18 protein-coding genes and 1 pseudogene are annotated in these 20354 nt (G+C 74.0%); 11 read left to right on the forward strand and 8 right to left on the reverse strand.

Annotated features, from left to right (window positions below):
* Window positions 1-18 precede the first annotated feature (18 nt).
* The 3 genes from OG299_RS33605 to OG299_RS33615 all read left to right on the forward strand — a co-directional run bounded on the left by OG299_RS33605 (window position 19) and on the right by OG299_RS33615 (window position 3448).
* Complete coding sequence (locus tag OG299_RS33605; RefSeq protein ID WP_327363507.1) at window positions 19-1317, forward strand: DUF6986 family protein; 1299 nt, start codon at window positions 19-21, stop codon at window positions 1315-1317.
* A 320-nt stretch (window positions 1318-1637) separates the two neighbouring features.
* A complete protein-coding gene (locus tag OG299_RS33610; RefSeq protein ID WP_327363508.1) occupies window positions 1638-2564 on the forward strand; it encodes a hypothetical protein in 927 nt (308 codons plus the stop codon).
* Window positions 2561-3448 carry a hypothetical protein gene (locus tag OG299_RS33615; RefSeq protein WP_327363509.1) on the forward strand — a complete coding sequence of 296 codons (888 nt, stop codon included), beginning with the start codon at window positions 2561-2563 and terminating at the stop codon, window positions 3446-3448. The genes OG299_RS33610 and OG299_RS33615 overlap by 4 nt, the downstream gene beginning before the upstream one ends.
* A 12-nt stretch (window positions 3449-3460) precedes the next feature.
* Here OG299_RS33615 and OG299_RS33620 read toward each other — a convergent pair whose 3' ends face one another.
* Window positions 3461-4495, reverse strand: a complete 1035-nt coding sequence (locus tag OG299_RS33620; protein ID WP_327363510.1) for a LacI family DNA-binding transcriptional regulator — start codon at window positions 4493-4495, stop codon at window positions 3461-3463.
* 121 nt (window positions 4496-4616) lie between these two features.
* Between OG299_RS33620 and OG299_RS33625 the strand changes: the two genes are divergently transcribed.
* Window positions 4617-5675 (forward strand): NUDIX hydrolase, encoded by a 1059-nt coding sequence (locus OG299_RS33625; protein WP_327363511.1) that lies wholly within the window; start codon window positions 4617-4619, stop codon window positions 5673-5675.
* A 48-nt stretch (window positions 5676-5723) separates the two neighbouring features.
* Here OG299_RS33625 and OG299_RS33630 read toward each other — a convergent pair whose 3' ends face one another.
* Complete coding sequence (locus tag OG299_RS33630) at window positions 5724-6425, reverse strand: MBL fold metallo-hydrolase (RefSeq protein WP_266631782.1); 702 nt, start codon at window positions 6423-6425, stop codon at window positions 5724-5726.
* Between the two features lie 74 nt (window positions 6426-6499).
* Window positions 6500-7864 carry a dipeptidase gene (locus tag OG299_RS33635; protein WP_266631783.1) on the reverse strand — a complete coding sequence of 455 codons (1365 nt, stop codon included), beginning with the start codon at window positions 7862-7864 and terminating at the stop codon, window positions 6500-6502.
* A gap of 254 nt (window positions 7865-8118) precedes the next feature.
* Here OG299_RS33635 and OG299_RS33640 point away from each other — a divergent pair, with 254 nt between their 5' ends.
* Window positions 8119-9351 (forward strand): geranylgeranyl reductase family protein, encoded by a 1233-nt coding sequence (locus OG299_RS33640; protein WP_327364643.1) that lies wholly within the window; start codon window positions 8119-8121, stop codon window positions 9349-9351.
* 134 nt (window positions 9352-9485) lie between these two features.
* Here OG299_RS33640 and OG299_RS33645 read toward each other — a convergent pair whose 3' ends face one another.
* Window positions 9486-9947 carry a nitroreductase/quinone reductase family protein gene (locus OG299_RS33645; RefSeq protein ID WP_266631784.1) on the reverse strand — a complete coding sequence of 154 codons (462 nt, stop codon included), beginning with the start codon at window positions 9945-9947 and terminating at the stop codon, window positions 9486-9488.
* Between the two features lie 147 nt (window positions 9948-10094).
* Between OG299_RS33645 and OG299_RS33650 the strand changes: the two genes are divergently transcribed.
* Window positions 10095-10793 (forward strand): TetR/AcrR family transcriptional regulator, encoded by a 699-nt coding sequence (locus OG299_RS33650; RefSeq protein WP_327363512.1) that lies wholly within the window; start codon window positions 10095-10097, stop codon window positions 10791-10793.
* Between the two features lie 140 nt (window positions 10794-10933).
* On the forward strand, window positions 10934-11878 hold the full coding sequence (locus OG299_RS33655; protein WP_327363513.1) for a spherulation-specific family 4 protein: 945 nt from the start codon (window positions 10934-10936) through the stop codon (window positions 11876-11878).
* An 81-nt stretch (window positions 11879-11959) separates the two neighbouring features.
* Here the strand turns inward: OG299_RS33655 and OG299_RS33660 are convergent, their stop codons facing one another.
* Window positions 11960-12211: a DUF6332 family protein gene (locus OG299_RS33660; RefSeq protein WP_327363514.1), complete on the reverse strand. Its 252-nt coding sequence runs from the start codon at window positions 12209-12211 to the stop codon at window positions 11960-11962.
* Between the two features lie 58 nt (window positions 12212-12269).
* The gene (locus tag OG299_RS33665) at window positions 12270-13016 is read right to left on the reverse strand and encodes a maleylpyruvate isomerase family mycothiol-dependent enzyme (RefSeq protein ID WP_327363515.1); all 747 of its coding nucleotides are present in this window, start codon (window positions 13014-13016) and stop codon (window positions 12270-12272) included.
* Between the two features lie 36 nt (window positions 13017-13052).
* Between OG299_RS33665 and OG299_RS33670 the strand changes: the two genes are divergently transcribed.
* Both OG299_RS33670 and OG299_RS33675 read left to right on the forward strand, forming a co-directional pair.
* Complete coding sequence (locus OG299_RS33670; RefSeq protein WP_327363516.1) at window positions 13053-13769, forward strand: alpha-ketoglutarate-dependent dioxygenase AlkB family protein; 717 nt, start codon at window positions 13053-13055, stop codon at window positions 13767-13769.
* Between the two features lie 44 nt (window positions 13770-13813).
* On the forward strand, window positions 13814-15049 hold the full coding sequence (locus OG299_RS33675) for an ROK family protein (protein ID WP_266631796.1): 1236 nt from the start codon (window positions 13814-13816) through the stop codon (window positions 15047-15049).
* 150 nt (window positions 15050-15199) lie between these two features.
* Here OG299_RS33675 and OG299_RS33680 read toward each other — a convergent pair whose 3' ends face one another.
* On the reverse strand, window positions 15200-15748 hold the full coding sequence (locus tag OG299_RS33680) for an ATP-binding protein (protein ID WP_266631798.1): 549 nt from the start codon (window positions 15746-15748) through the stop codon (window positions 15200-15202).
* Between the two features lie 198 nt (window positions 15749-15946).
* Here OG299_RS33680 and OG299_RS33685 point away from each other — a divergent pair, with 198 nt between their 5' ends.
* A complete protein-coding gene (locus OG299_RS33685; RefSeq protein ID WP_266631800.1) occupies window positions 15947-17083 on the forward strand; it encodes an L-cysteine desulfhydrase Cds1 in 1137 nt (378 codons plus the stop codon).
* A 44-nt stretch (window positions 17084-17127) separates the two neighbouring features.
* Here OG299_RS33685 and OG299_RS33690 read toward each other — a convergent pair whose 3' ends face one another.
* Complete coding sequence (locus tag OG299_RS33690) at window positions 17128-17625, reverse strand: SRPBCC family protein (RefSeq protein ID WP_266631802.1); 498 nt, start codon at window positions 17623-17625, stop codon at window positions 17128-17130.
* A 235-nt stretch (window positions 17626-17860) separates the two neighbouring features.
* Here OG299_RS33690 and OG299_RS33695 point away from each other — a divergent pair.
* A pseudogene (locus OG299_RS33695) lies at window positions 17861-20230 on the forward strand (hypothetical protein); the annotation flags it as partial.
* Window positions 20231-20354 lie beyond the last annotated feature (124 nt).

Here is a 20354-nt window from a genome sequence, read left to right on the forward strand (position 1 = left end):
AAAAGAGGAGAGTGCACGATGGGTCAGCAGGAGAAGGTGGCGACGAGCCTCGCAGGCGCGGTCAGCGAGGGCATCAGCGCCTCCCTCGCGCCGGTGGACGCGGAGCTCGCGCGCCACTACCCGGGCGACCCCGGCACCCGCCAGCCCATCCACACCGTCTACGTCCCCGGTGACGTCTTCGCCGCGGACACCATCCGCTCCTGGGGCGACCAGGCCCTCGCGGCCCTCGACGAGCACGCTCCGGACGCCGCGACCTTCGCCAAGGTGCTCGGCATCAGCGACGAACTGGCCGTGCCCGTCTACGACCGCGTCCGCGCCAAGCTGGCGAGCGAGCCGATCGAGGACCTCCGCGTCGACTTCGAGGACGGCTTCGGCGTCCGCTCCGACGAGGAGGAGGACCAAGCGGCCGCCCGCGCCGCCCGCCTCGTCTCCGAAGCCTTCTCCAACGGCACGAACGCCCCGTACATGGGCATCCGCATGAAGTGCATGGAGTCCAACGTCCGCGACCGCGGCATCCGCACCACGGACATCTTCCTGTCCGGGCTGCTGGAGCACGGCGGCCTCCCCGACGGACTGGTCCTCACCCTCCCCAAGGTCACGTACGCCGAGCAGGTCAGCGCCTTCGTCAAGCTGCTGGAGGCCTTCGAGGCCGCCCGCGGCCTGCGCCCGGGCCGGATCGGCTTCGAGATCCAGATCGAGACCAGCCAGTCGATCGTCGCCTCCGACGGCACCGCGACCGTGGCCCGGATGATCGAGGCCTCCAAGGGCCGCGCCACCGGCCTGCACTACGGCACCTTCGACTACAGCGCCTGCGTCGGGGTCTCCGCCGCGTACCAGTCGAGCGACCACCCGGCCGCCGACCACGCCAAGGCGATCATGCAGGTCGCGGCCGCCGGCACCGGCGTACGGGTCTCCGACGGCTCGACGAACGTCCTGCCCATCGGCACCACCGAGCACGTCCACGAGGCCTGGAAGCTGCACTACGGCCTCACCCGCCGGGCCCTGGCCCGCGCCTACTACCAGGGCTGGGACATGCACCCGGGCCACCTCCCGACCCGCTACGCGGCGGTCTTCACCTTCTACCGCGAGGGCCTCGAGACGGCTGCCGCGCGCCTGAAGGCGTACGTCGCGAAGATCGAGGGCGACGTGATGGACGAGCCCGCCACGGCCAAGGCCCTGGCCGGCTACCTGGTCCGCGGCCTGGACTGCGGCGCGGTGGGCGCGGACGAGGTCACCGCCCTGACGGGCCTGACCCGCGCCGAACTGGACGCCTTCGCCATCCCCCGCCGCTCGGCGACCCTGACGGCAACCGTCTGAGGGAAGTCCCACTCGTAGTTCGTCTTTTTCGGATCCTGCTCCCCCTGCTATCGCCGGGGGCCCCATACCTGCGCACCCGCACGCGGCCCCGCCCGGACATCCCCGGGCGGGGCCGCGGTTCTTTGGCGCGGTCTGTCCTGAAAGTGGTGGTGCATACCGTGGAGCGTGCCATGGCGAACCCTGGCGAATAGTCGGCGCGAGCCCTGTGGTCGACCGCGGTCCGGGAGCATGGCGGAGGGAGTGGAGTGCCCGGCGTACCCGGCATTCCGCGTTTCCCCCTGTCGCGCCCGCCGTACTCGCATGCTCCAGGAGATTCACCCATGATCGAACGTCAGGATGTCGTCTCCCGGACGACAGAATTAGTCGTCCGGGAGACGACGTCCGAAGGTTGCCCTGCAGCCGAGTACGACCGGCCGAGCGCCTGGCTGCTCCTGACGACACGACAGGTCCAGCCCGAGGACAAATGGCTCGGGCGACTCGCGGAACTGCCGAACATCCACGACTCGACCCGTCAGTTCATCGAGATCGCCGAGAAGTACGACCGCATCGCGCGCTGCGTCGAGTACGACGCCGTCGACGGAGTGACCGAGACGGAACTGCTCGCCGCCCTGGTCGTCATCCGGGAGCTCCGCGAGAAGCTCCAGACCGACGAGTCGCGGCTGCTCGGGGCCGCCCGTCGCAAGAAGATCACCTGGGCCCGGATCGCGGGCGCCCTCGGGCTGAAGTCCCGGCAGGCCGCCGAACGGCGCCACCTCCAGTTGCGCGCCGACCTCGACGAGGCCAGCGGCAGGCGGCTCAAGCAGGCGGAGCGGGTGGCCTACGTCCGCGCCCTGCGCGACCGGCCCGACGAGCAGGCCTGGGCCGAGCAGCACTGCGCACGCGCCGCCGAGCTGGGCACCGAACTCGCCCGGTGCCTCACCGTCCTGTCGCCACCGCGCCCCGAGGTGCGGCCCGCCGTGACGCAGGCTCCCGCGACGCAGGCATCCGGCCGTGAGGGCCTGATCGCCGACCTCGGCGAGGCTCTGGCCGGGCTGGCAGCGCTGGAAACAGCAGGACCCGTCCAGAGCGCCTCCGATCTCGACCCGGAGCGCCACGCGGCCGCCTGGCGCACCGAGTACACCCTGCGGTTGCTCGAACTCCTGGGCCGGGCCAGGGAGAACGAGCACGCTGTCCTCCGCGCGCACCCCGGCGTCCGTGCAGGGATCGACGATTTCTGCGCGGCGGCCGGCGCCGTCGCCCACCCGTGACCACCGCCAGGGCCGCCGAGGGGTCGGTCGCCGATCTGGCCGTGGAGCTGCTGATCTGGATGTACGGCCGCCGGTCCGCAGCCGGGATCCCCGTACCCCTCGGGGAGTTCATCGCCGACGAGGACCCGCGCGCCGCCCCGGCGGAGGCAGCAGCCCGCGTGCTCCGCGGCCGCGGCCATCTGACCCTGGAGTACGTCTTCGGCGGGGCGCTCGTCGGCCCGACCCCGGCGGGACTGGCCGAGGCCGACCAGGTCACCCGTGCCCGGGGGCGCGTGGACGCGCAGTTCACCCACGTCCTGGACGAACTGGTCCGGCAGGCCGCCGAGGCCCCCGACGCCGTGGTCCGGCTGCTCCCCTTCCTGGCCCGCACCCGCTTCCTGGGGCTCCCGCTGCGCGAGGGCATCGTCTGGCGGGCCGCCCGCTACCTCCACGGCCACCGGCTGGCCCAGCTGTGGACGGACGACCCGGACGGGCCGGCCCTGATGCTCACTTCGCGCGGCGAGGACTGCGCGATGTCGATCTCCAACACGACTGTGAGGCAGTACATGAACGACCAGCGACCCCCGGCAGCGCCCGCCTTCACCATGAACGTGTACGGAGGCGCCGCCGCACAGGGCGTGACCGTCACCCAGCACGTGGGCGGCCCGGCCGGCGGGAGGGCTCTGCTCGCCGAGCAGATCCGGGCCCTTGCGGCCGAGCACGGGCTCGGCGGAGCCGCCTTCGACGCAGACGTGGCGTTGGTGCAGGACGCCGACCAGGAGCCGGCGCGCCGGGCCGGTGCCTGGCACCGGATCAGGGCAGGCCTGCTCCAGGCCGCGCCCGCACTCGCCGGGCAGGCGGCACTCGTCGGCATCGAACAGGGCCTCGGAGTCCTGACCCAGTAGCGCCTGGCCGGTTCAGGCCGGCGGGAGTTCGCCCGAGCCGCGTGGGATCAGGCGGGTCGGGAGTTCGATGCGGGCCGGGGGGAGCGCGGCGCCGGCGAGGCGTTGGAACAGGCGGTCGGTGGCCACCCGGCCCAGGGCCGCCGCGTCCTGGGCGACCACCGTCACCCCGGGGCGCAGCAGGTCGGCCAGCTCGAAGTCGTCGAAGCCGACCAGGGCCACCGGCGGCCGGTGTTCGGCCAGGACCCGCACCACTGTCACCGTCACCCGGTTGTTCCCCGCGAAGACCGCGGTGACGGGGTCGGGGGCCGCCAGCATCGCCCGGGCCGCCTCCCCGACGCGGTCCGGGGTCGTCGAGCCGAGGCAGACCCAGGACTCCGCCACCGGCAGGCCCGCGTCCGCCATCGCCGCGCGGTAGCCCCGCAGGCGCTCCGTCGCCGTGTGGATGTGCGGCTGGTCCCCGATGAAGCCGATCCGGCGGTGGCCGCCGCCGATCAGGTGCGCCACCCCCTCGCGGGCGCCGCCGAAGCTGTCCGACAGCACCACGTCCGCGTCGATCCGGCCCGCCGGGCGGTCCACGAACACCGTCGCCACACCCGCCCGGATCTCCGGCTCCAGGTAGCGGTGGTCGTCCCCGGCCGGGATCACGATCAGCCCGTCCACCCGGCGCGCGCACAGCGCCAGCGCCAACTCCCGCTCCCGGTCCGGGTCCTCCGCGCTCGACCCGTTGATGAGCAGCGCCCCGTGGGCCCGGGCCACCTCCTCGACGGCCCGGTTCAGCGGCCCGTAGAACGGGTCCGCGAGGTCCTCCAGGACCAGTCCCACGGTGGCCGTACGGCCCTTGCGCAGCACGCGCGCGCTGTCGTTGCGGCGGAACCCGAGTGCCTCGATGGCCTCCTGGACCCGCCGCACCGTGTCCGGGGTGACCCCCGCCTCGCCGTTGACCACCCGCGACACCGTCTTCAGGCCCACGCCCGCGCGGGCCGCCACGTCCTTCATGGTCGGCCGGTTGCCGTAGCGGGGGTCGGACGGGCGGCGGGTCTGCGGCACGGGACGGAATCCTCCGGAAGCGGCGGGGTACGGCTCTGACCTTGAGGATAAGCACTGGGCCGATGAGCGGGTTTCCATGGCAGGGTGATGCGGGCAAGCCACTGGGGGCTCCGGACGAGCCATGGGGAGAGGGGTAGACGTGATTGTCTGGATCAACGGCACATTCAGCGCCGGGAAGACCAGCACGGCCCGCGAACTGACCGGGATCCTGCCGGACAGCACCCTGTACGACCCGGAGCTCGTCGGGGACGCACTCCGCCAACTGCTGCCGCGCAAGCGCCTCGCGGAGGTCTGCGACTACCAGGACCTGCCGAGCTGGCGGCGCCTGGTGGTGGACACGGCCGCGGCGATGCTCGCGGAGCTGGGCGGGGTGCTGGTCGTGCCGATGACGCTGCTGCGGCAGGAGTACCGGGACGAGATCTTCGGCGGGCTCGCGGCGCGCCGGATACCGGTGCGGCATGTGCTGCTCGCCCCGGAGGAAACGATCCTGCGCGAGCGGATCGCGACGCGGGAGGAGCCGGGTGCCCCGGCGGACGTGGACGTGCGGGTCAGGCAGTGGGCGTACGACCACATCCCCGCGTACCAGCAGGCGCTGGGCGGCTGGCTCGCGGCGGACGCGCACGTCATCGACAACGGGCACCTGAGCGTACGGGAGACGGCGGAGCGGATCGCCGAAGCCGTACGCACGGACGCGGCCCGGGTCTGCGACATCGTGCAGACGCCGGAGCCGACGCGGGAGACGGTGGCGGCGGGGGTGCTGCTCTTCGACGACGAGGACCGGGTGCTGCTGGTCGACCCGACGTACAAGCCGGGTTGGGAGTTCCCGGGAGGGGTCGTGGAGGCGGGCGAGGCGCCGGGGTGTGCGGGGGTGCGGGAGGTCGCGGAGGAGCTCGGCCTGACGCTGGACGCCGTACCGGGGCTGCTGGTCGTGGACTGGGAGCCGCCGATGCCTCCGGCGTACGGAGGGCTGCGGCTGCTGTTCGACGGGGGCCGCCTGTCGCCCGCCGCCGCGGCCGGGCTCCGGCTGCCGGGCCCGGAGCTGCGGGCCTGGCGGTTCGTGACGGAAGAGGAGGCGGCGGGACTGCTGCCCCCGGTGCGCTACGAGCGGCTGCGCTGGGCCCTGCGGGCCCGGGAGCGGGGCCGCCCCCTGTACCTGGAGGCGGGCCGCCCCACGCCGTGACCCCGACGGTGCCCGGGAGCTCGGCTCCCGGGCCCCACCGGGCAGCCACTACGGAAAGACCGGGTCCGACTCCGTTGCCGTGAGGAGGGCGGCCGCCGTGTCCTCGGTCAGCGGGTCGCCGTGGCCGAAGCAGGCCACCGACGGGGACAGCGCCGCGAGACGGCGGAAGGAGGCCTGGGCCTCGTCACGGTCCACGTTGAAGACGCCCAGCATCACCCGGCCCACCCCCGCGATGCAGTCGCCCGCGAACAGCACGCCGTGGCACGGCAGGTGGATGCCGATGCTGCCCGGCGTGTGGCCCGGGGCGTGGACCACCACCGCGCCGTCGCCGAACGGGAGCACCTCGCCGTCCTCGACCTCGCGGTCGACCCGCGTCGGCGGCGCCTCGGGGACCGTCAGGCCGTGCTCGTACAGCGGGATCTCCCAGTCCAGCAGGACCGGCTCCGGCGCCGGGAGCTCGCCCCGGATCACCGGGGCCTCCAGCCGGTGCGCCACCACCTCCGCGCCCCAGCGGGCGGCGAGTTCGTCCGCGGCGCCGATGTGGTCGCGGTGGCAGTGCGTCAGGACGATCCGCTCCAGCCGCTCCGGGCCCAGCCCGAGGGAGCGGACGGCCTCCTCGATCGCCGCCGCCGATCCGGCGTGGCCGGAGTCGATCAGGGTCAGGGCTTCGCCGTCGCGCCACAGGTACGCCTGGCCGATCGGGAAGCGGAGCATGTGGAGCCGCTGCGGAAGCACTTCTACAAGATCCATACTCCGAACGTACGTGCGCAGACTCCGCCCCCGGCAGGCCTTTCGCCGGGAGCGGAGTTCGCCCGTGGCGCAGGTCAGCCGCGCTTGGACTCCGCGTAGTTGACGAGGAACAGCGCCTCCGCGACCGACAGGCGCTCCAGCTCCTGCGGGGAGACGCTCTCGTTCACCGCGTGGATCTGGGCCTCCGGCTCGCTCAGCCCGATCAGCAGCATCTCCGCCTCCGGGTAGAGCGTGGTCAGCGTGTTGCACAGCGGAATCGATCCGCCCATGCCCGCGACCTGCATCTCCTGGCCCGGGTACGCCACCTGCATGGCCGCCGCCATCGACGCGTACGCCGGGCTGCTCGTGTCCGCCTGGAACGGCTGGCCCTGGCCCACGACCTCGAGTTCGAGGCGCGCCTGCCACGGGGTGTGCGCCACCAGGTGCGCCTCCAGCAGCTTGATGGCCTCGGCCGTGTCCACGCCCGGCGGCACGCGCAGGCTGATCAGCGCGCCGGCACTCGCGTGCACCGAGGGGGTGGCGCCGACCACCGGCGGGCAGTCGATGCCGAGCACGGTGACGGCCGGACGGGCCCACAGCCGGTCCGCGATCGTGCCCTCGCCGATCAGCTCGACCCCGTCCAGCACCTTCGCGTCGGCGCGGAAGTCCGCCTCCGGGTACTGCAGGCCCTCCCAGACCGCGTCCGAGGCCAGGCCGTCCACCGTGGTCGAACCGTCCGCGGCGCGCAGCGAGTCCAGCAGCCGGATCAGCGCGGCCAGCGCGTCGGGGGCGACGCCGCCGAACATGCCGGAGTGCAGGTTGCCGCCGAGGGTGTCGATCTTCACCTTGATCAGGGTCATACCGCGCAGCGTGGCCGTCACCGTCGGCAGGCCGAGCCGGAAGTTGCCCGCGTCGCCGATGACGACCGTGTCGGCGGTCAGCAGCTCCGGGTGCGCCTCGGCGTACTGCTGGAGACCCCCGGTGCCCTGCTCCTCCGAGCCCTCGACGATCACCTTCACGCTCACCGGCACACCGCCGTTGGCCTTCAGCGCGCGCAGCGCCAGCAGGTGCATGATGAACCCGCCCTTGCAGTCCGCGGCGCCGCGCCCGTACCAGCGGCCGTCGCGCTCGGTCAGCTCGAAGGCGGGGGAGACCCACGCGGAGTCGTCCAGCGGCGGCTGCACGTCGTAGTGCGCGTACAGGAGAACGGTCGGTGCACCCTCCGGGCCGGGCAGGAAGCCGTACACCGACTGGGTGCCGTCGGGGGTGTCGAGGAGGGACACGTCCTGGAAGCCCTCGGCGCGCAGCGCGTCGGCCACCCAGTTGGCCGCGCCCTCGCTCTCGCTCTGGGGGAACTGGGCCCAGTCCGCCACCGACTGGAAGGCCACCAGCTCGGTCAGCTCCTGCTTGGCGCGGGGCATCAGCGAGGCGATGGTCTCGGCGATCGGATTCTGGGACATGGGCACGCTCCTCTTGGGTGCGACGTTGTGTACGTGTACGCCGTCCGCATCCGCGTCGTGGGCGTATGCGGGGTACGTCGAAAGACAGTCCCGATCCTCGCACAGCAGAACGGGGCGGACTCGCGCCGTAGGATTTCCCTGCATCGGAGCAACCGCATGATCAGGAGCAGCAGCACATCGTGAGCAGCGACGACAGCACCGTCGGGGGACCCGACTCAGCAGCAGGACAGGCCGCTCAGGGGGCGGGGGACGGGATGGCCGGGGGAACCGGTGAGGTGTGGGACGTGGTCGTGGTCGGGGCCGGACCGGCCGGCGCCTCGGCCGCGTTCGCGGCGGCGACGGCCGGGCGGCGCGTACTGCTGCTGGAGAAGGCCGAGCTGCCCCGGTACAAGACCTGCGGCGGCGGGATCATCGGCCCTTCCCGCGATGCCCTCCCGCCCGGTTTCGTCCTGCCCATCAAGGACCGCATCCACGCGGTCACCTTCTCGCTGAACGGGAAGCTGACCCGGACCCGCCGTTCGCGGCAGATGCTGTTCGGGCTGATCAACCGGCCCGAGTTCGACGCCGCGCTGGTCGCCGAGGCCGAGAAGGCCGGCGCCACCGTCCGTACGGGTACGGCCGTCGCGCGGGTCGAGCAGCACGGGGCGGCAGTGCCCGACCGGCGCACGGTCGCCGTGGTGCTCGCCGACGGGGAGACCGTCCTGGCGCGCGCGGTGGTCGGCGCCGACGGCAGTGCGAGCCGGATCGGCGCGCACGTCGGGGTCGAGATGGACCAGGTGGACCTCGGCCTCGAGGCGGAGATCCCGGTCCCGGAGACGGTCGCCGAGGACTGGAAGGGGCGGGTGCTCCTCGACTGGGGCCCGCTGCCCGGCAGTTACGGCTGGGTCTTCCCCAAGGGCGACACCCTCACCGTCGGGGTCATCTCGGCGAAGGGCGACGGCGCCGCGACCAAGCGGTACCTCGAGGACTTCATCGCCCGGCTCGGACTCGCCGGCTTCGAACCCGCCGTCTCCTCCGGGCACCTGACCCGCTGCCGCACGCCCGATTCGCCGCTTTCGCGCGGCCGGGTGCTGGTCGCGGGGGACGCGGCGGGGCTGCTGGAGCCGTGGACCCGGGAGGGCATCTCCTTCGCGCTGCGCTCGGGTCGGCTGGCCGGGGAGTGGGCCGTGAAGATCTCCGAGGCGCAGGATGCGGTGGACGCGCGCCGCCAGGCCCTCAACTACGCGTTCGCGGTCAAGGCCGGACTGGGCGTGGAGATGAGCGTCGGCAAGCGGATGCTGACGGCCTTCGAGGCCCGTCCGGGCCTGATGCACGCGGCGATCACCGGCTTCCGCCCGGCATGGCGGGCCTTCGCCCGGATCACCCGGGGTGCGACGACGCTGCCCGACCTGGTGCGGACGTATCCGATGGCCCGCAAGGCGCTGCACGCCCTGGACGGCAGGCAGGCGCGGAACCGGGCGCAGGGGCCGGAGAGCGAGCAGGCTTAACGGGTCCCGGGCCCGGGGCCGGGCCTGTTCCGGGCCCGTGTGTGGACGATGGTGGCGGTCTTGTCGGGGGTATGGGCAAGGCCGCCGCTGTTTTCGTCCTGGCGCGGCGGGCGGAGCGTGGTGCGCCCCGTCCGTCAGTTCGACATGGTGATGCGGAAGACCGGGTGGTCGCCGGCGGTCGCCTGGAGCTCGGCGTCGGTGGACTGCGCGGTGACGCCCTGGAAGAAGCGGCCGACCTCCCAGCCCCACTTCTCCAGGTAGGCGCGCAGCACGGCGGCTTTCTGCGCCGGGTCGGTGAGCTCGGTGACCGTGAACGTGCGCACCTTGCGGCCCACGCGGAGCTCGCCGCCGCCCGCCACCCGCATGTTGCGGACCCACTGGGAGTGGCCGCGCGCCGACACCAGGTACTGCTCGCCCTCGTACATGTGCGGATTGACCGGGATCCGCTGCATCTCGCCGGACTTGCGGCCGCGCACCGACAGCTCGGCGGTGCCGGCCAGGCTGATGCCGAGCCGGGCCAGCTTCCCGAAGAGGGAGTTGAAGCGGGTTTCGAGAGCGCCGGCCTGGACGTAGTACGGGGTGGGCCTGCTGCTCATGACTGCCTCCGGGGCACTTGGGAGAGCGGTGCTCTCGCTTGAGACCAGTGTGCACGGATCGCTGCACCAAGGCAAGAGCAGTGCTCTCGAAATGGATCGGCGATCCCATTTTTGGGCACTGCTCTGGCTTCGTGGCACACTGCTCGTATGAGTACCGTGCGCGGGGCCCGGGAGCGGGCCCGTATCGAGGTCACCGCCGCCATCAAGGACGAGGCGCGCCGCATGCTGGCGGCCGAGGGCGCCGCCAAGCTCTCGCTGCGCGCCGTGGCCCGCGAGCTGGGCATGGTCTCCTCGGCCCTCTACCGCTACTTCCCCAGCCGCGACGAGCTCCTCACCGCCCTCATCGTCGACGCCTACGACAGCATCGGCGCCGCCGCCGAGCAGGCCGACGCGCGCACCCTCGCCGCCGGCGCCCCGCCCCTCGAGCGCTGGATCTCCGTCTGCGAGGCCGTCCGCGCCTGGGCCCTGGGCCACCCGCACGAGTACTCCCTCATCTACGGCTCCCCGGTCCCCGGCTACAGCGCCCCCATGGACACCGTCGGCCCCGCCTCCCGCGTCGGCAACACCCTCATCGCGATCGTCCGCGCCGCCCACGCCGGCCGCGGCCTCGCGCTCCCGCCGCTGCCCGCCGGCCTGCGTCCCGAAGCCGTTCGGATGACCGCGGATTTCGCCGAAGGCCTGCCGCCCGAGGTCACCGCCGCCCTGGTCGCGGCCTGGGCGCAGCTGGTCGGGCTCGTCTCCTTCGAGCTGTTCGGCCAGTTCAACCGGGTCGTCGAGGACCGTGCCACCTTCTTCACGCACGCCGCCGGCCAACTGGCCCACGGGGTCGGGCTGCCCACCGTATGACCACGGCTCACGTGATGAGGTGACAGATCGCTTGTCTGTTCCTCGTATCAATGTGAGTGGTTCGGCTTTCACCGAACGGGCGCCCGTCTAGTGTTCGTCGGGTCGTGCTCCTGCCCCCGCCCCTCGTCGGAGGAACAGCCATGGCCCGCGCAGTGAAGGCCCTGTACGCCGTCCTGATCACCTCCTTACTGGCCGCCCCGGCGCTGGTCGTCACCGTTTCGGCCGGCACGGGCGAAGTGGCCGCGGCCGAGGATGCCGCCCCGTCCCCCAGACCCCGGATAGCCGGCGTGCGGGGCCTGGAGATCGGCGTTCCCGCGTACGCATGGGCCGGCGCCCCCATGCTCGGCGACCTCGTCGCCACCACACCCGCCGCCTCCGTGGTGGTCCTCAACCCCGGCAACGGGGACGACCCCTTCGACGCGCCCTGGCAGGCCCGCGCCGACGCGCTGCGGGCCGGGACCACCGCCACCGGCGAGAGGACCAAGGTCCTCGGCTACGTCCACACCGACCACGGCAACCGCGACATCGCCGCCGTGAAGGCCTCCGTCGACAACTACCTCAAGACCCGCGACGGCCGCCTGCACGTGGACGGCATCTTCTTCGACGTGGTCAGCCGCGACTGCGGCCCCGGCAACGCCACCCGAGACCACTACGCACAGCTGCGCGCGTACGTGCAGGACACCATGAACGACGCCGACCCCACCGCGCCGGACCTCGTGGTCGACAACCCCGGCACCGCCATCGCCGACTGCTACCTGGAACCGGGCCACCGCACCGCGGACGTCTTCGTCACCTACGAGGACACGTACGCCGCGTACACGGGCGGCGGCTGGCCCGGCGGGAACGTCTTCGGCGCGTCGGGCGCCTACCGCCCCGGCACGGAACTCGACCCGACCGGCACCGCGTTCTGGCACCTCGTCCACGCGGTCCCGGACGCCGCCGCCATGCGCACCACCCTCCGCACGGCCTTCGACCGCGGCGCGGGCTACGCGTACGCGACCGGCACGCTCATGCCGAACCCGTGGGACGAATCGCCGAGTTGGAAGTTCCGCAGCCAGACCGCGTACGCCGCCACCGTGGGCTGACCCCGCCGCCAACGGGCCGCACCGCTCGAACGGGAGCAGGATCTGCTCGCGGCGTTCTCGCCGCCCGTCCGAACGCGGCGGTCAGCGACCGTTGTTCTCCGGGCGGCGGGCGAAGCGCCACAGGACGTGCGTGACCCGGAACAGGAACGCCGCCCCGGCCAGCACCCCGCCCGTCAGGGTCAGGACGGCATCGGTGGTGGGGGAGACGTCGAAGACCAGGGCGGGGCCGTACACCGCCCCGAACACGAGGGCGGCCGCGAAGCACGCGCTGACGAAGGCGTAGCCGATCTCTATCGTGATCGCGTCGCGGTCCTCCTGTGTACGTCGTTCCATGCACGCAGTGTCACAGCTCGTACCGTACGGTCACAAGAGTGCCGCAGGGCGGCTCCGGTCAGCCGATGCCGGCCGTCTCGGCCCAGTGCCGCGCCAGCGACTCGTCCCCGGTCACCCCGGGGCCCAGCAGCGGGAGCCGGTTCCACAGCGCCGCGTACAGCCACGCCGCCTCGCCGACGACTTCGCAGTCCGCCGGTTCGCCCGTGTCGCCCGCCACCGTGCGGGGCGGCTCCGCCGACAGGTGCATGGTCCACACCGCGCCCGTGTCGGCAGCGCGGATCCGCAGCACCCGCGGCTCCTCGGTCCGCATCCGGCTGCGCGGCCGCGCATGGAAGCCCGTCAGCAGTTCGTCCACCCCGTCCTCGGCGAACTCCGGTGCCAGCGGTGCGAAGGCCACGCCGAGCGCCGCCTCCGCGTCCATCCGGTGCACGGCGGTCTCGTGCGCCTGCCGGCGCGCCCAGAACGCCAGCGGCGACGGCGCGGCCGTCGGCAGGAAGGTCCAGCACTGCACATCGGCCGGAGCCTCGGTCAGCGTCCGGACCAGGGCCTCGTGCGCCTCCCGGTACCAGGCCAGCAGCTCGGAGCCGACCAGCTCGGGGGCGTCCGGGAACGGGCCCGGCTCCACGACGGCGTCCCTGACGTACCCGGCGGCCCACCGGTGCACCGCACCCGTGTGCTGCAGCAGATCGGAAACCCGCCACCCCGGACAGGTGGGCACCGGGGCATCCGTACCCGCCCGTTCGGCCGTGTCGGCGAGCAACTCGCCTTCCCGCGCAAGGGTCTCCACATACTCTGTGATCTTCATGCGGGCAGTGTCCCACCGACCGGCGACAATGGGGCCATGGACGGGGAACCCGCGGAACTCTTCCCGCGCGAGCGGACCGAGATCGCCCCCGGCGCCGTGCACGTGCCCGACTGGCTCGCGCCCGAGCGCCAGCGGGAGCTGCTCGAGGCCTGCCGCGCCTGGGCGCGCCCGCCCGCAGGGCTGCGCACCGTACGGACACCCGGCGGCGGGACGATGACCGCCCGCCAGGTGTGCCTCGGGCTGCACTGGTACCCGTACGGGTACGCCCGCACCGCGGTGGACGGCGACGGGGCCCCGGTCAAACCGATGCCCGGCCGGCTCGCGGAGCTGGGGCGCGAGGCGGTGACCGCGGCGTACGGCCGGCCGGCGCCGGCCGGGGGCGGGGCGGGAACCGGAACCGGAACCGGAACCGGAGCCGCCGAGGAGTACGACATCGCGCTGATCAACTTCTACGACGGCGACTCCCGCATGGGCATGCACCGCGACGCCGAGGAGAAGTCCGGGGCGCCGGTCGTCTCCCTCAGCCTCGGCGATACGTGCGTCTTCCGCTTCGGCAACACCGCCTCCCGTGGCCGCCCCTACCAGGACGTGCTGCTGCGCAGCGGCGATCTGTTCGTCTTCGGCGGCCCGGCCCGGCTGGCCTATCACGGGGTGCCGAAGGTCCTGCCCGGCACCGGCCCGCCCTGGCTCGGGCTGACCGGGCGGCTGAACATCACCCTGCGGATCGGCGGGCTGGGGACACCGCCCGACTGACCGGCGGCGCCGCGCACACCGCCGATCATGCGAGGATCCCTGTCATGAACGGCAACGGGGCCCCACCGCGGGTGGGGGAGAGGACCAAGCTGGAGCGGGGCCGCGGCGCCCTCGGCCCGGCGCTGGAGCTCGTCCACACGGGCCGGGCCCCGACCCGCGCCGTCCTGACGGCCGAGCTCGGCGTCACCCGTGCCACCGCCGGGGCCGTCGCCGCCGAGCTGGAGGCGCTCGGGCTGATCCGCGTGGACTCCCGCCCGGGTGGCGCCGGCGGCACCCAGGGCCGTCCCTCGCACCGGCTCTCCATCGACGAGAACGGCCCCGTGGCGCTGGCCGCGCAGGTCCACCCCGACGGGTTCCGGGCCGCGCTGGTCGGCCTCGGCGGCCGGATCGTGGCCACCGCCCCGGGCAAGGTCACGGTCTCCGCGGACCCGGCGCAGGTGCTGGGCGCCGTCGTCGAGGCGGGTGCGGCGCTGCTCGCCGACACCGGCCGCCGCTGCATCGGTGCCGGACTCGCGGTCCCGTCGGCGGTCGCGGAGCCGGACGGTACGGCGCTCAACCCGCTGCACCTGGCCTGGCCGGCCGGGTCTCCCGTACGGGCGGTGTTCGCGGAGTGCGTGAAGGCGGCCGGGATCGACGGCCCGGCGCTGACCGGGAACGACGTCAACCTGGCCGCGCTCGCCGAGCACCGGCACGGCGCGGGCCGCAGCGCCCAGCACCTGCTGTGCGTGGCCACGGGCCACCGCGGGGTGGGCGGCGCGCTGGTGCTGGACGGCCGCCTGCACAGCGGGAGTTCGGGCCTCGCACTGGAGGTCGGCCACCTCACCGTCAACCCGGAGGGGCGGCCCTGCCACTGCGGCAGCCGCGGCTGCCTGGACGTGGAGGCGGACCCGCTGGCCTTCCTGACCACGGCGGGCCGCACCCCGGGCCCGGAGGTGTCGCTGCTCCAGCAGGCCCGCGACCTGCTGCGCGAGGAGTACGCGGAGCCGGCGGTACGGGCGGCCGCCGAGGAGCTCATCGACCGGCTGGGCCTCGGCCTCGCGGGGCTCGTGAACATCCTGAACCCGGACCGGATCATCCTGGGCGGCCTGCACCGGGAGCTGCTGCACGCGGACCCGGAGCGGCTGCGCGCGGTGGTCGCGGACCGCAGCCTGTGGGGGCGCAGCGGGGGAGTGCCGATCCTGCCGTGCACCCTGGACCACAACAGCCTGGTCGGCGCGGCGGAACTGGCCTGGCAGCCGGTGCTGGACGACCCGCTGGGGGCCTTGGGCGCGGCGGCCTAGGAGACGCCCCAGGGCGTCCCTGGCCGGGCTCGCCGCCGATCAGGCCGATCAGGCCGATCAGGCCGGGCTCGCCGCCGGGTCGGCGCCGGGCCCGGCCGGCGCCCTGGCAGCGCTGGTGCTGCCGGGGCGCGGGATGCGGCGGCGGAACCCTCACCCGGGCCTGGCGCCGACCGACGCCGCCACCGGCATGACCGTCGGGACGGCGCCCGGGTCCACGGCGACGACCACCGTCGGCACGGGTTCTCGTACGGGCATCGATCCGTTGCCGACCGGACGCTGCTGCGCCGATGCCGCCGGGGCGGCGCGGAGCGAGAACCACACCACCTTGCCGGGGCCGTCGGCCTGGTTGCGCGCGCCCCAGGCCTCGCTGACCGCCGCGACCAGCGCGAGCCCGCGCCCGCAGGTCTCCAGGGCGTCCGCGGCCGCCTCCCGCAGTACGGGAAGCCGCGGATCGCTGTCGTACACCGAGACCGTGAGCCGCCCCAGCCGCAGCTCGATCTCGACCGTGCACGTCTTGTCCGGCTGCGCATGGCGGTGGACGTTGCTGAGCAGCTCCGTCACGCCGAGCGCAGCCCGGTCTATGAGCGGATCGAGCTGCCAGTGGCGCAGTTGCGCCGAAACGATCCTTCGGATCTGCCCGATCCGGGACGGCAAGGCCTGCAGTTCCACGACGCAGTGCCTGCGTGAATGACTGATCACGGCTGCGACTCCCCGACATGAGTGTTACGGGTGCTGCACCCTCGGTAATGCTCCACCAGGGTCACCCACGGTGCCCGTGTATGCAACCGAACGCGATCGAAAGCGATCCGCATAGATACCCAAAGTGACCGTTTGTGCAGGTGAGGGGGGTACATTGCGAAAGCAGGGGGCGAAGAACCGCACGAAGGAGCAAGGCGCATGAGCACCACCCGTACCTCCGGTACGACGGCTACGACAATCGACGTCGACCGTAGCGACGCGGACTACCGCGCCTGGCTGAAGGAGGCCGTCCGCAAGGTCCAGGCCGACGCCAACCGTTCTGCCGACACCCACCTGCTGCGCTTCCCGCTCCCCGAGGAATGGGGCATCGACCTCTACCTCAAGGACGAGTCCACCCACCCGACGGGCTCCCTCAAGCACCGCCTCGCGCGCTCGCTGTTCCTCTACGCACTGTGCAACGGCTGGATCCGGCCCGGCCGCCCCGTCATCGAGGCCTCGTCCGGCTCGACCGCCGTCTCCGAGGCGTACTTCGCCAAGCTCATCGGCGTCCCGTTCATCGCCGTCATGCCGCGCACGACGAGCCCGGAGAAGTGCCGCCTCATCGAATTCCACGGCGGGGAATGCCACTTCGTGGACGACTCGATGAAGATGTACGAGGAGTCGGCGGAGCTCGCCGCCCGAACGGGCGGGCACTACATGGACCAGTTCACGTACGCGGAGCGGGCGACGGACTGGCGCGGCAACAACAACATTGCAGAATCGATGTACCAGCAGCTCCGGTTGGAGCGGTACCCCGAGCCCGCGTGGATCGTGGCGACCGCCGGCACGGGCGGCACCTCCGCGACCATCGCGCGCTACGTGCACTACATGCAGCACGACACCCGCGTCTGCGTCCCGGACCCGGAGAACTCTTGCTTCTTCGACGGCTGGACCACCAACGACCCGCACGCGAGCAGCGATTGCGGCTCGCGCATCGAGGGCATAGGCCGGCCGCGGATGGAGCCGAGCTTCGTGCCGGGCGCGATCGACCGGATGATGAAGGTGCCGGACGCGGCGAGCGTCGCCGCGTGCCGGGCGCTGGAGCAGGCGATCGGGCGCAAGGCGGGCGGGTCGACCGGCACGGGTGTGTGGAGCGCCCTGAAGATCATCTCGGAGATGGTGGCCGAGGGGCGCAAGGGCAGCGTGGTCACGCTGCTGTGCGACCCGGGCGACCGCTACCTGGACAAGTACTACTCGGACGAGTGGCTGGCCTCGCAGGGCCTGGACATCGCCCCGTACACGGAGACGCTCGAGACCCTGCTCGCCACGGGCGTCTGGCGCGAGCCGACGGCCTGACCCTCGGGGACTGCCCGGCGCCCGGCGCCCGCGGCGGCGGCGCGTCAGGCCCCGCCCGCCGGGCGCTGCGCCGACAGGCGGGCGTCCAGGGCCCGGACCGCCGAGCGGAACGAGTGGCCGAGGCCCGGACGGGCACCGGTGAGGGCGAGCCGGAAGAGCGCCGGGCCGTCGGCGGCGAAGGTCCAGCGGACCAGGGTGCCGGATCCCGGCTCGGCCGGGACGAGCCGCCACTCCTCCAACAAGGCCCGGACCCCGGGGGCGTTGGTCTCGTCGACCCGGTACGCGTAGCGCCGCTCCGGATCCGCCGCCATGATCGTCTCCTGGAAGCGGACCCCGCCCACCAGCCGGATCTCCCGGCCCGCACCCCCGTGCGTCGGCCGGGCCAGGGTCACCGCCCCGAACCAGCGCGGCCAGCCCTCGACCTCCTCGGCCAGGGCCCGGTACACGGCCTCGGGTGATGCCGCCGTCCGCGCGGCGAAGCTCAGGCGGATCGGGGCGTCCTCGATGAAGTCCAGCCCCACCGGGCGGAGTCGGCGTGCCATGTCGGTGCCTCCTGGGGGTGTGCAGTGGAACGTGCGTGCGGGTGTGGTGCGCGTACCATAGCTGGCACCCCGTCAGATGTCCGCTGCGGCCCCGTTTCCGGTCCGGACGGCGGCAGGGCCCGGCCGGAAGATCGCCCGGAGTGTCGCCCGGAGGGGGCCTAGGCAGGTCGCGTGCTGCGCGGGATGCTGGAGGTGCGCCGATCCTGCCCCGCGAGCGGAGGCCGCCGTGCCGGACATCCCCAAGCCCCCGCATCCCCTGGCCCTCGAACTCCTGACACCCCCACGGCCCCTGGCCCTCGAACTCCGCGTGCACGGAGTCCACGGCGCACCCCCCGACGAGCTGCTCGGCGACCCGCGCACCGTCCGGATCACCGGGGACTCGACCGCCGCCGTGTTCCGCCGCGCCGCGGACGCCGACGCCGAGGACCATCCCGAGTGGTACGCCGGCCGGCCCGTGGTCGAGGCCTACTGCTGGTCCCGGCTCACCTCCGGCAACGGCGCCCGCGCGCTGTGGCTGCTCCTCCTGCCCTTCATGGTGGTCAACCTCGCCCATTGGGCCCGGCCGGCCGCGCCCGCCACCGGTCCGGCGCCGCGCGGGGTGCGGACGTACGGGGTCCTCGTACGCGTCCTCGCCCTCAGCCTCACACTGCTGCTGATCGCGGCCGCCTGCGAGGTCTCGCTCGACCTCCTCGCCTGGCAGTGCGCGGGGTCCACGCACTGCACCGGCTCCCGTTCCTGGCTCGGGTTCGAGGAACCCGGCGGCTGGTGGGGCCAGCCCGGGCGGCGGCTCGCCCTCGGCGCGCTGGTCCCGGCCGCGCTGACCGGGCTGCTGTGGTTCCTGTCGAACCGCACGTGGAGCGCGTACGAGTCCCAGCCGCCGCCCGCCGACACCGCCGCCCCCGCAGCCGCCGCGGGCACTGCGCCCGCGCTCGGCCGGCCCGGATTCTGGTACGGGCGGCGCATCGTGGCCCGGCTGCGCGCCGGACACACCGCCGCCGGGCTGCTCACCGTCGCGGCCGCCGTCGCCGTACCCACCGCCCGCTACGACCGCCGCGCCGGCACCCCCGCGCTCGAGGCCCTCGGCTGGGCCGTGGAGGTGCTGCTCGCCGCCGGGGCCGTCGCCGTCGCCTGGGTCGTCTGCCGGCGCGGCCGCACCGAGGCCCGCCCCGACCACCGCCTCGACCGCGCCGCCGTCACCCTGCTGCCCGGCTCCGCCCTCGCACTGCTCGCCGCCGTCCTGCTGTACGCCGGCTGGTCGCGCCCCGGGTGGACCTCCGCCGGGCGGCTCCCCGGCGACTTCGCCTTCGGCGCTCTCATGCTCGGCCAGGGCTGCTGCGTCCTGCTCCTCGCCGCCGTCGCCGTCCGCCTGTACCGGCTGGCCCCCGACCCGGCGACCGCCCTGTACGGCCTCGGCGGCCCCGCCATCGCCATGCTCGGCTGCGCCCTCGGCGGGGTGATGTCCGGCGGCGTCGCCCAGCGGGTCGCCGACTGGCTGGACGGAGCGGGAGCCCCGGGCCCGGCCGGGGCTCCGCTGCCCGCGCCGCCCGTGCTGCTGTCCTGGCAGGCCGCCGTACTGCCCCCGCTGCTCCTCGTACTGGCCCTGCTCGCCGCCTGGTTCGCCGTACGCGGGATCCGCGCCCGGCGCAGGCTCGCCGCCGGGGTGGCCGCCGAATACCCGGGCGAGCCGCCCGACGAGGACCGCAGCCGCCGGATCGCCGGGGCGCGGGCCGCCGCCGCGCTCACCGACTCCGCACCCTGGTTCGTGGCCGCCGTCTCCGGGATCACGCTGCTGCTCGGTGCGGGCGCCCTCGCCGGAGCCTGGATCAGCGGCCGGGTCCCGGGCGAGGCCGCCCGCGGCGCCCACCCGCTGCTGGAAACCGCCGCCCGCGCCGCCCAGGATGCCGGGTCCTGGCTGATCGGCCTCGGCTTCATACTGTTCGTCACCTGGGGCCGCCGCGCCTACCGGGATCCCGCCGCCCGCCGCACCATCGGCGTGCTGTGGGACGTGGGCACCTTCTGGCCGCGCGCCGCCCACCCGTTCGCGCCGCCCTGCTACGCCGAGCGCGCCGTCCCCGACCTGACCTGGCGGATGACCGGCTGGACCGGCCGTACCGGCGGCCGCCTGGTGATCTCCGGTCACTCCCAGGGCAGCGTCCTCGCGGCGGCCGCCGTCTGGCAACTGCCGCCGCAGGTCCGCCGCCGGGTCGCCCTGCTCACCTACGGCTCCCCGCTCCGGCGGCTCTACGGACGCTGGTTCCCGGCGTACTTCGGCCCGGGCCCGCTCGGCGCGCTGCACGGCGACGTCGACTGCTGGCGCAACCTCTGGCGCGCCACCGACCCGATCGGCGGCCCGGTCCTCGCTCGTGCCGGCGACACCACGCTCCCGGACGGCCCGTCGAGCGGGGCAGGCCCCCACGTCCCGGCAGGCCCCCACGTCCCGGCAGGCCCGGCCGCGCCGATCACCCCGGCAGGCCCCGACTGCCCGGCCGGCCCGGCCGCCCCGGCCGATTCCGTGGACCGGGGGCCGCTCGCCGACCCGCTCGCCTACGGGCGCAGCGCCCGCCACCCGCTGCCCGCGCCGATCCTCGGCCACTTCGACTACCAGGCCGATCCCGCCTTCGCCGCCGAACGCGACGCCCTCCTGGCCCGGTTGGCAGGCCCCGCCCGCCGCGCCCGGCCGGCCGCACCGGCAGGGCCGCCCGAGGGCGGCGACACAGCGACCACACCCG

The organism is Streptomyces sp. NBC_01296 (genome assembly GCF_035984415.1).
GTDB lineage: Bacteria > Actinomycetota > Actinomycetes > Streptomycetales > Streptomycetaceae > Streptomyces.

Excerpts from the sequence above, each read along its gene's own strand:
- OG299_RS33685 (WP_266631800.1), top strand. The coding sequence starts at position 15,947 with ATGAGCACCACCCGTACCTCCGGTACGACGGCTACGACAATCGACGTC.
- OG299_RS33605 (WP_327363507.1), top strand. The coding sequence starts at position 19 with ATGGGTCAGCAGGAGAAGGTGGCGACGAGCCTCGCAGGCGCGGTCAGC.
- OG299_RS33655 (WP_327363513.1), top strand. The coding sequence starts at position 10,934 with ATGGCCCGCGCAGTGAAGGCCCTGTACGCCGTCCTGATCACCTCCTTA.
- OG299_RS33650 (WP_327363512.1), top strand. The coding sequence starts at position 10,095 with ATGAGTACCGTGCGCGGGGCCCGGGAGCGGGCCCGTATCGAGGTCACC.
- OG299_RS33645 (WP_266631784.1), bottom strand. The coding sequence starts at position 9,947 with ATGAGCAGCAGGCCCACCCCGTACTACGTCCAGGCCGGCGCTCTCGAA.
- OG299_RS33635 (WP_266631783.1), bottom strand. The coding sequence starts at position 7,864 with ATGTCCCAGAATCCGATCGCCGAGACCATCGCCTCGCTGATGCCCCGC.
- OG299_RS33690 (WP_266631802.1), bottom strand. The coding sequence starts at position 17,625 with ATGGCACGCCGACTCCGCCCGGTGGGGCTGGACTTCATCGAGGACGCC.
- OG299_RS33665 (WP_327363515.1), bottom strand. The coding sequence starts at position 13,016 with ATGAAGATCACAGAGTATGTGGAGACCCTTGCGCGGGAAGGCGAGTTG.
- OG299_RS33675 (WP_266631796.1), top strand. The coding sequence starts at position 13,814 with ATGAACGGCAACGGGGCCCCACCGCGGGTGGGGGAGAGGACCAAGCTG.
- OG299_RS33660 (WP_327363514.1), bottom strand. The coding sequence starts at position 12,211 with ATGGAACGACGTACACAGGAGGACCGCGACGCGATCACGATAGAGATC.
- OG299_RS33610 (WP_327363508.1), top strand. The coding sequence starts at position 1,638 with ATGATCGAACGTCAGGATGTCGTCTCCCGGACGACAGAATTAGTCGTC.
- OG299_RS33640 (WP_327364643.1), top strand. The coding sequence starts at position 8,119 with ATGGCCGGGGGAACCGGTGAGGTGTGGGACGTGGTCGTGGTCGGGGCC.
- OG299_RS33625 (WP_327363511.1), top strand. The coding sequence starts at position 4,617 with ATGGGGAGAGGGGTAGACGTGATTGTCTGGATCAACGGCACATTCAGC.
- OG299_RS33670 (WP_327363516.1), top strand. The coding sequence starts at position 13,053 with ATGGACGGGGAACCCGCGGAACTCTTCCCGCGCGAGCGGACCGAGATC.
- OG299_RS33630 (WP_266631782.1), bottom strand. The coding sequence starts at position 6,425 with ATGGATCTTGTAGAAGTGCTTCCGCAGCGGCTCCACATGCTCCGCTTC.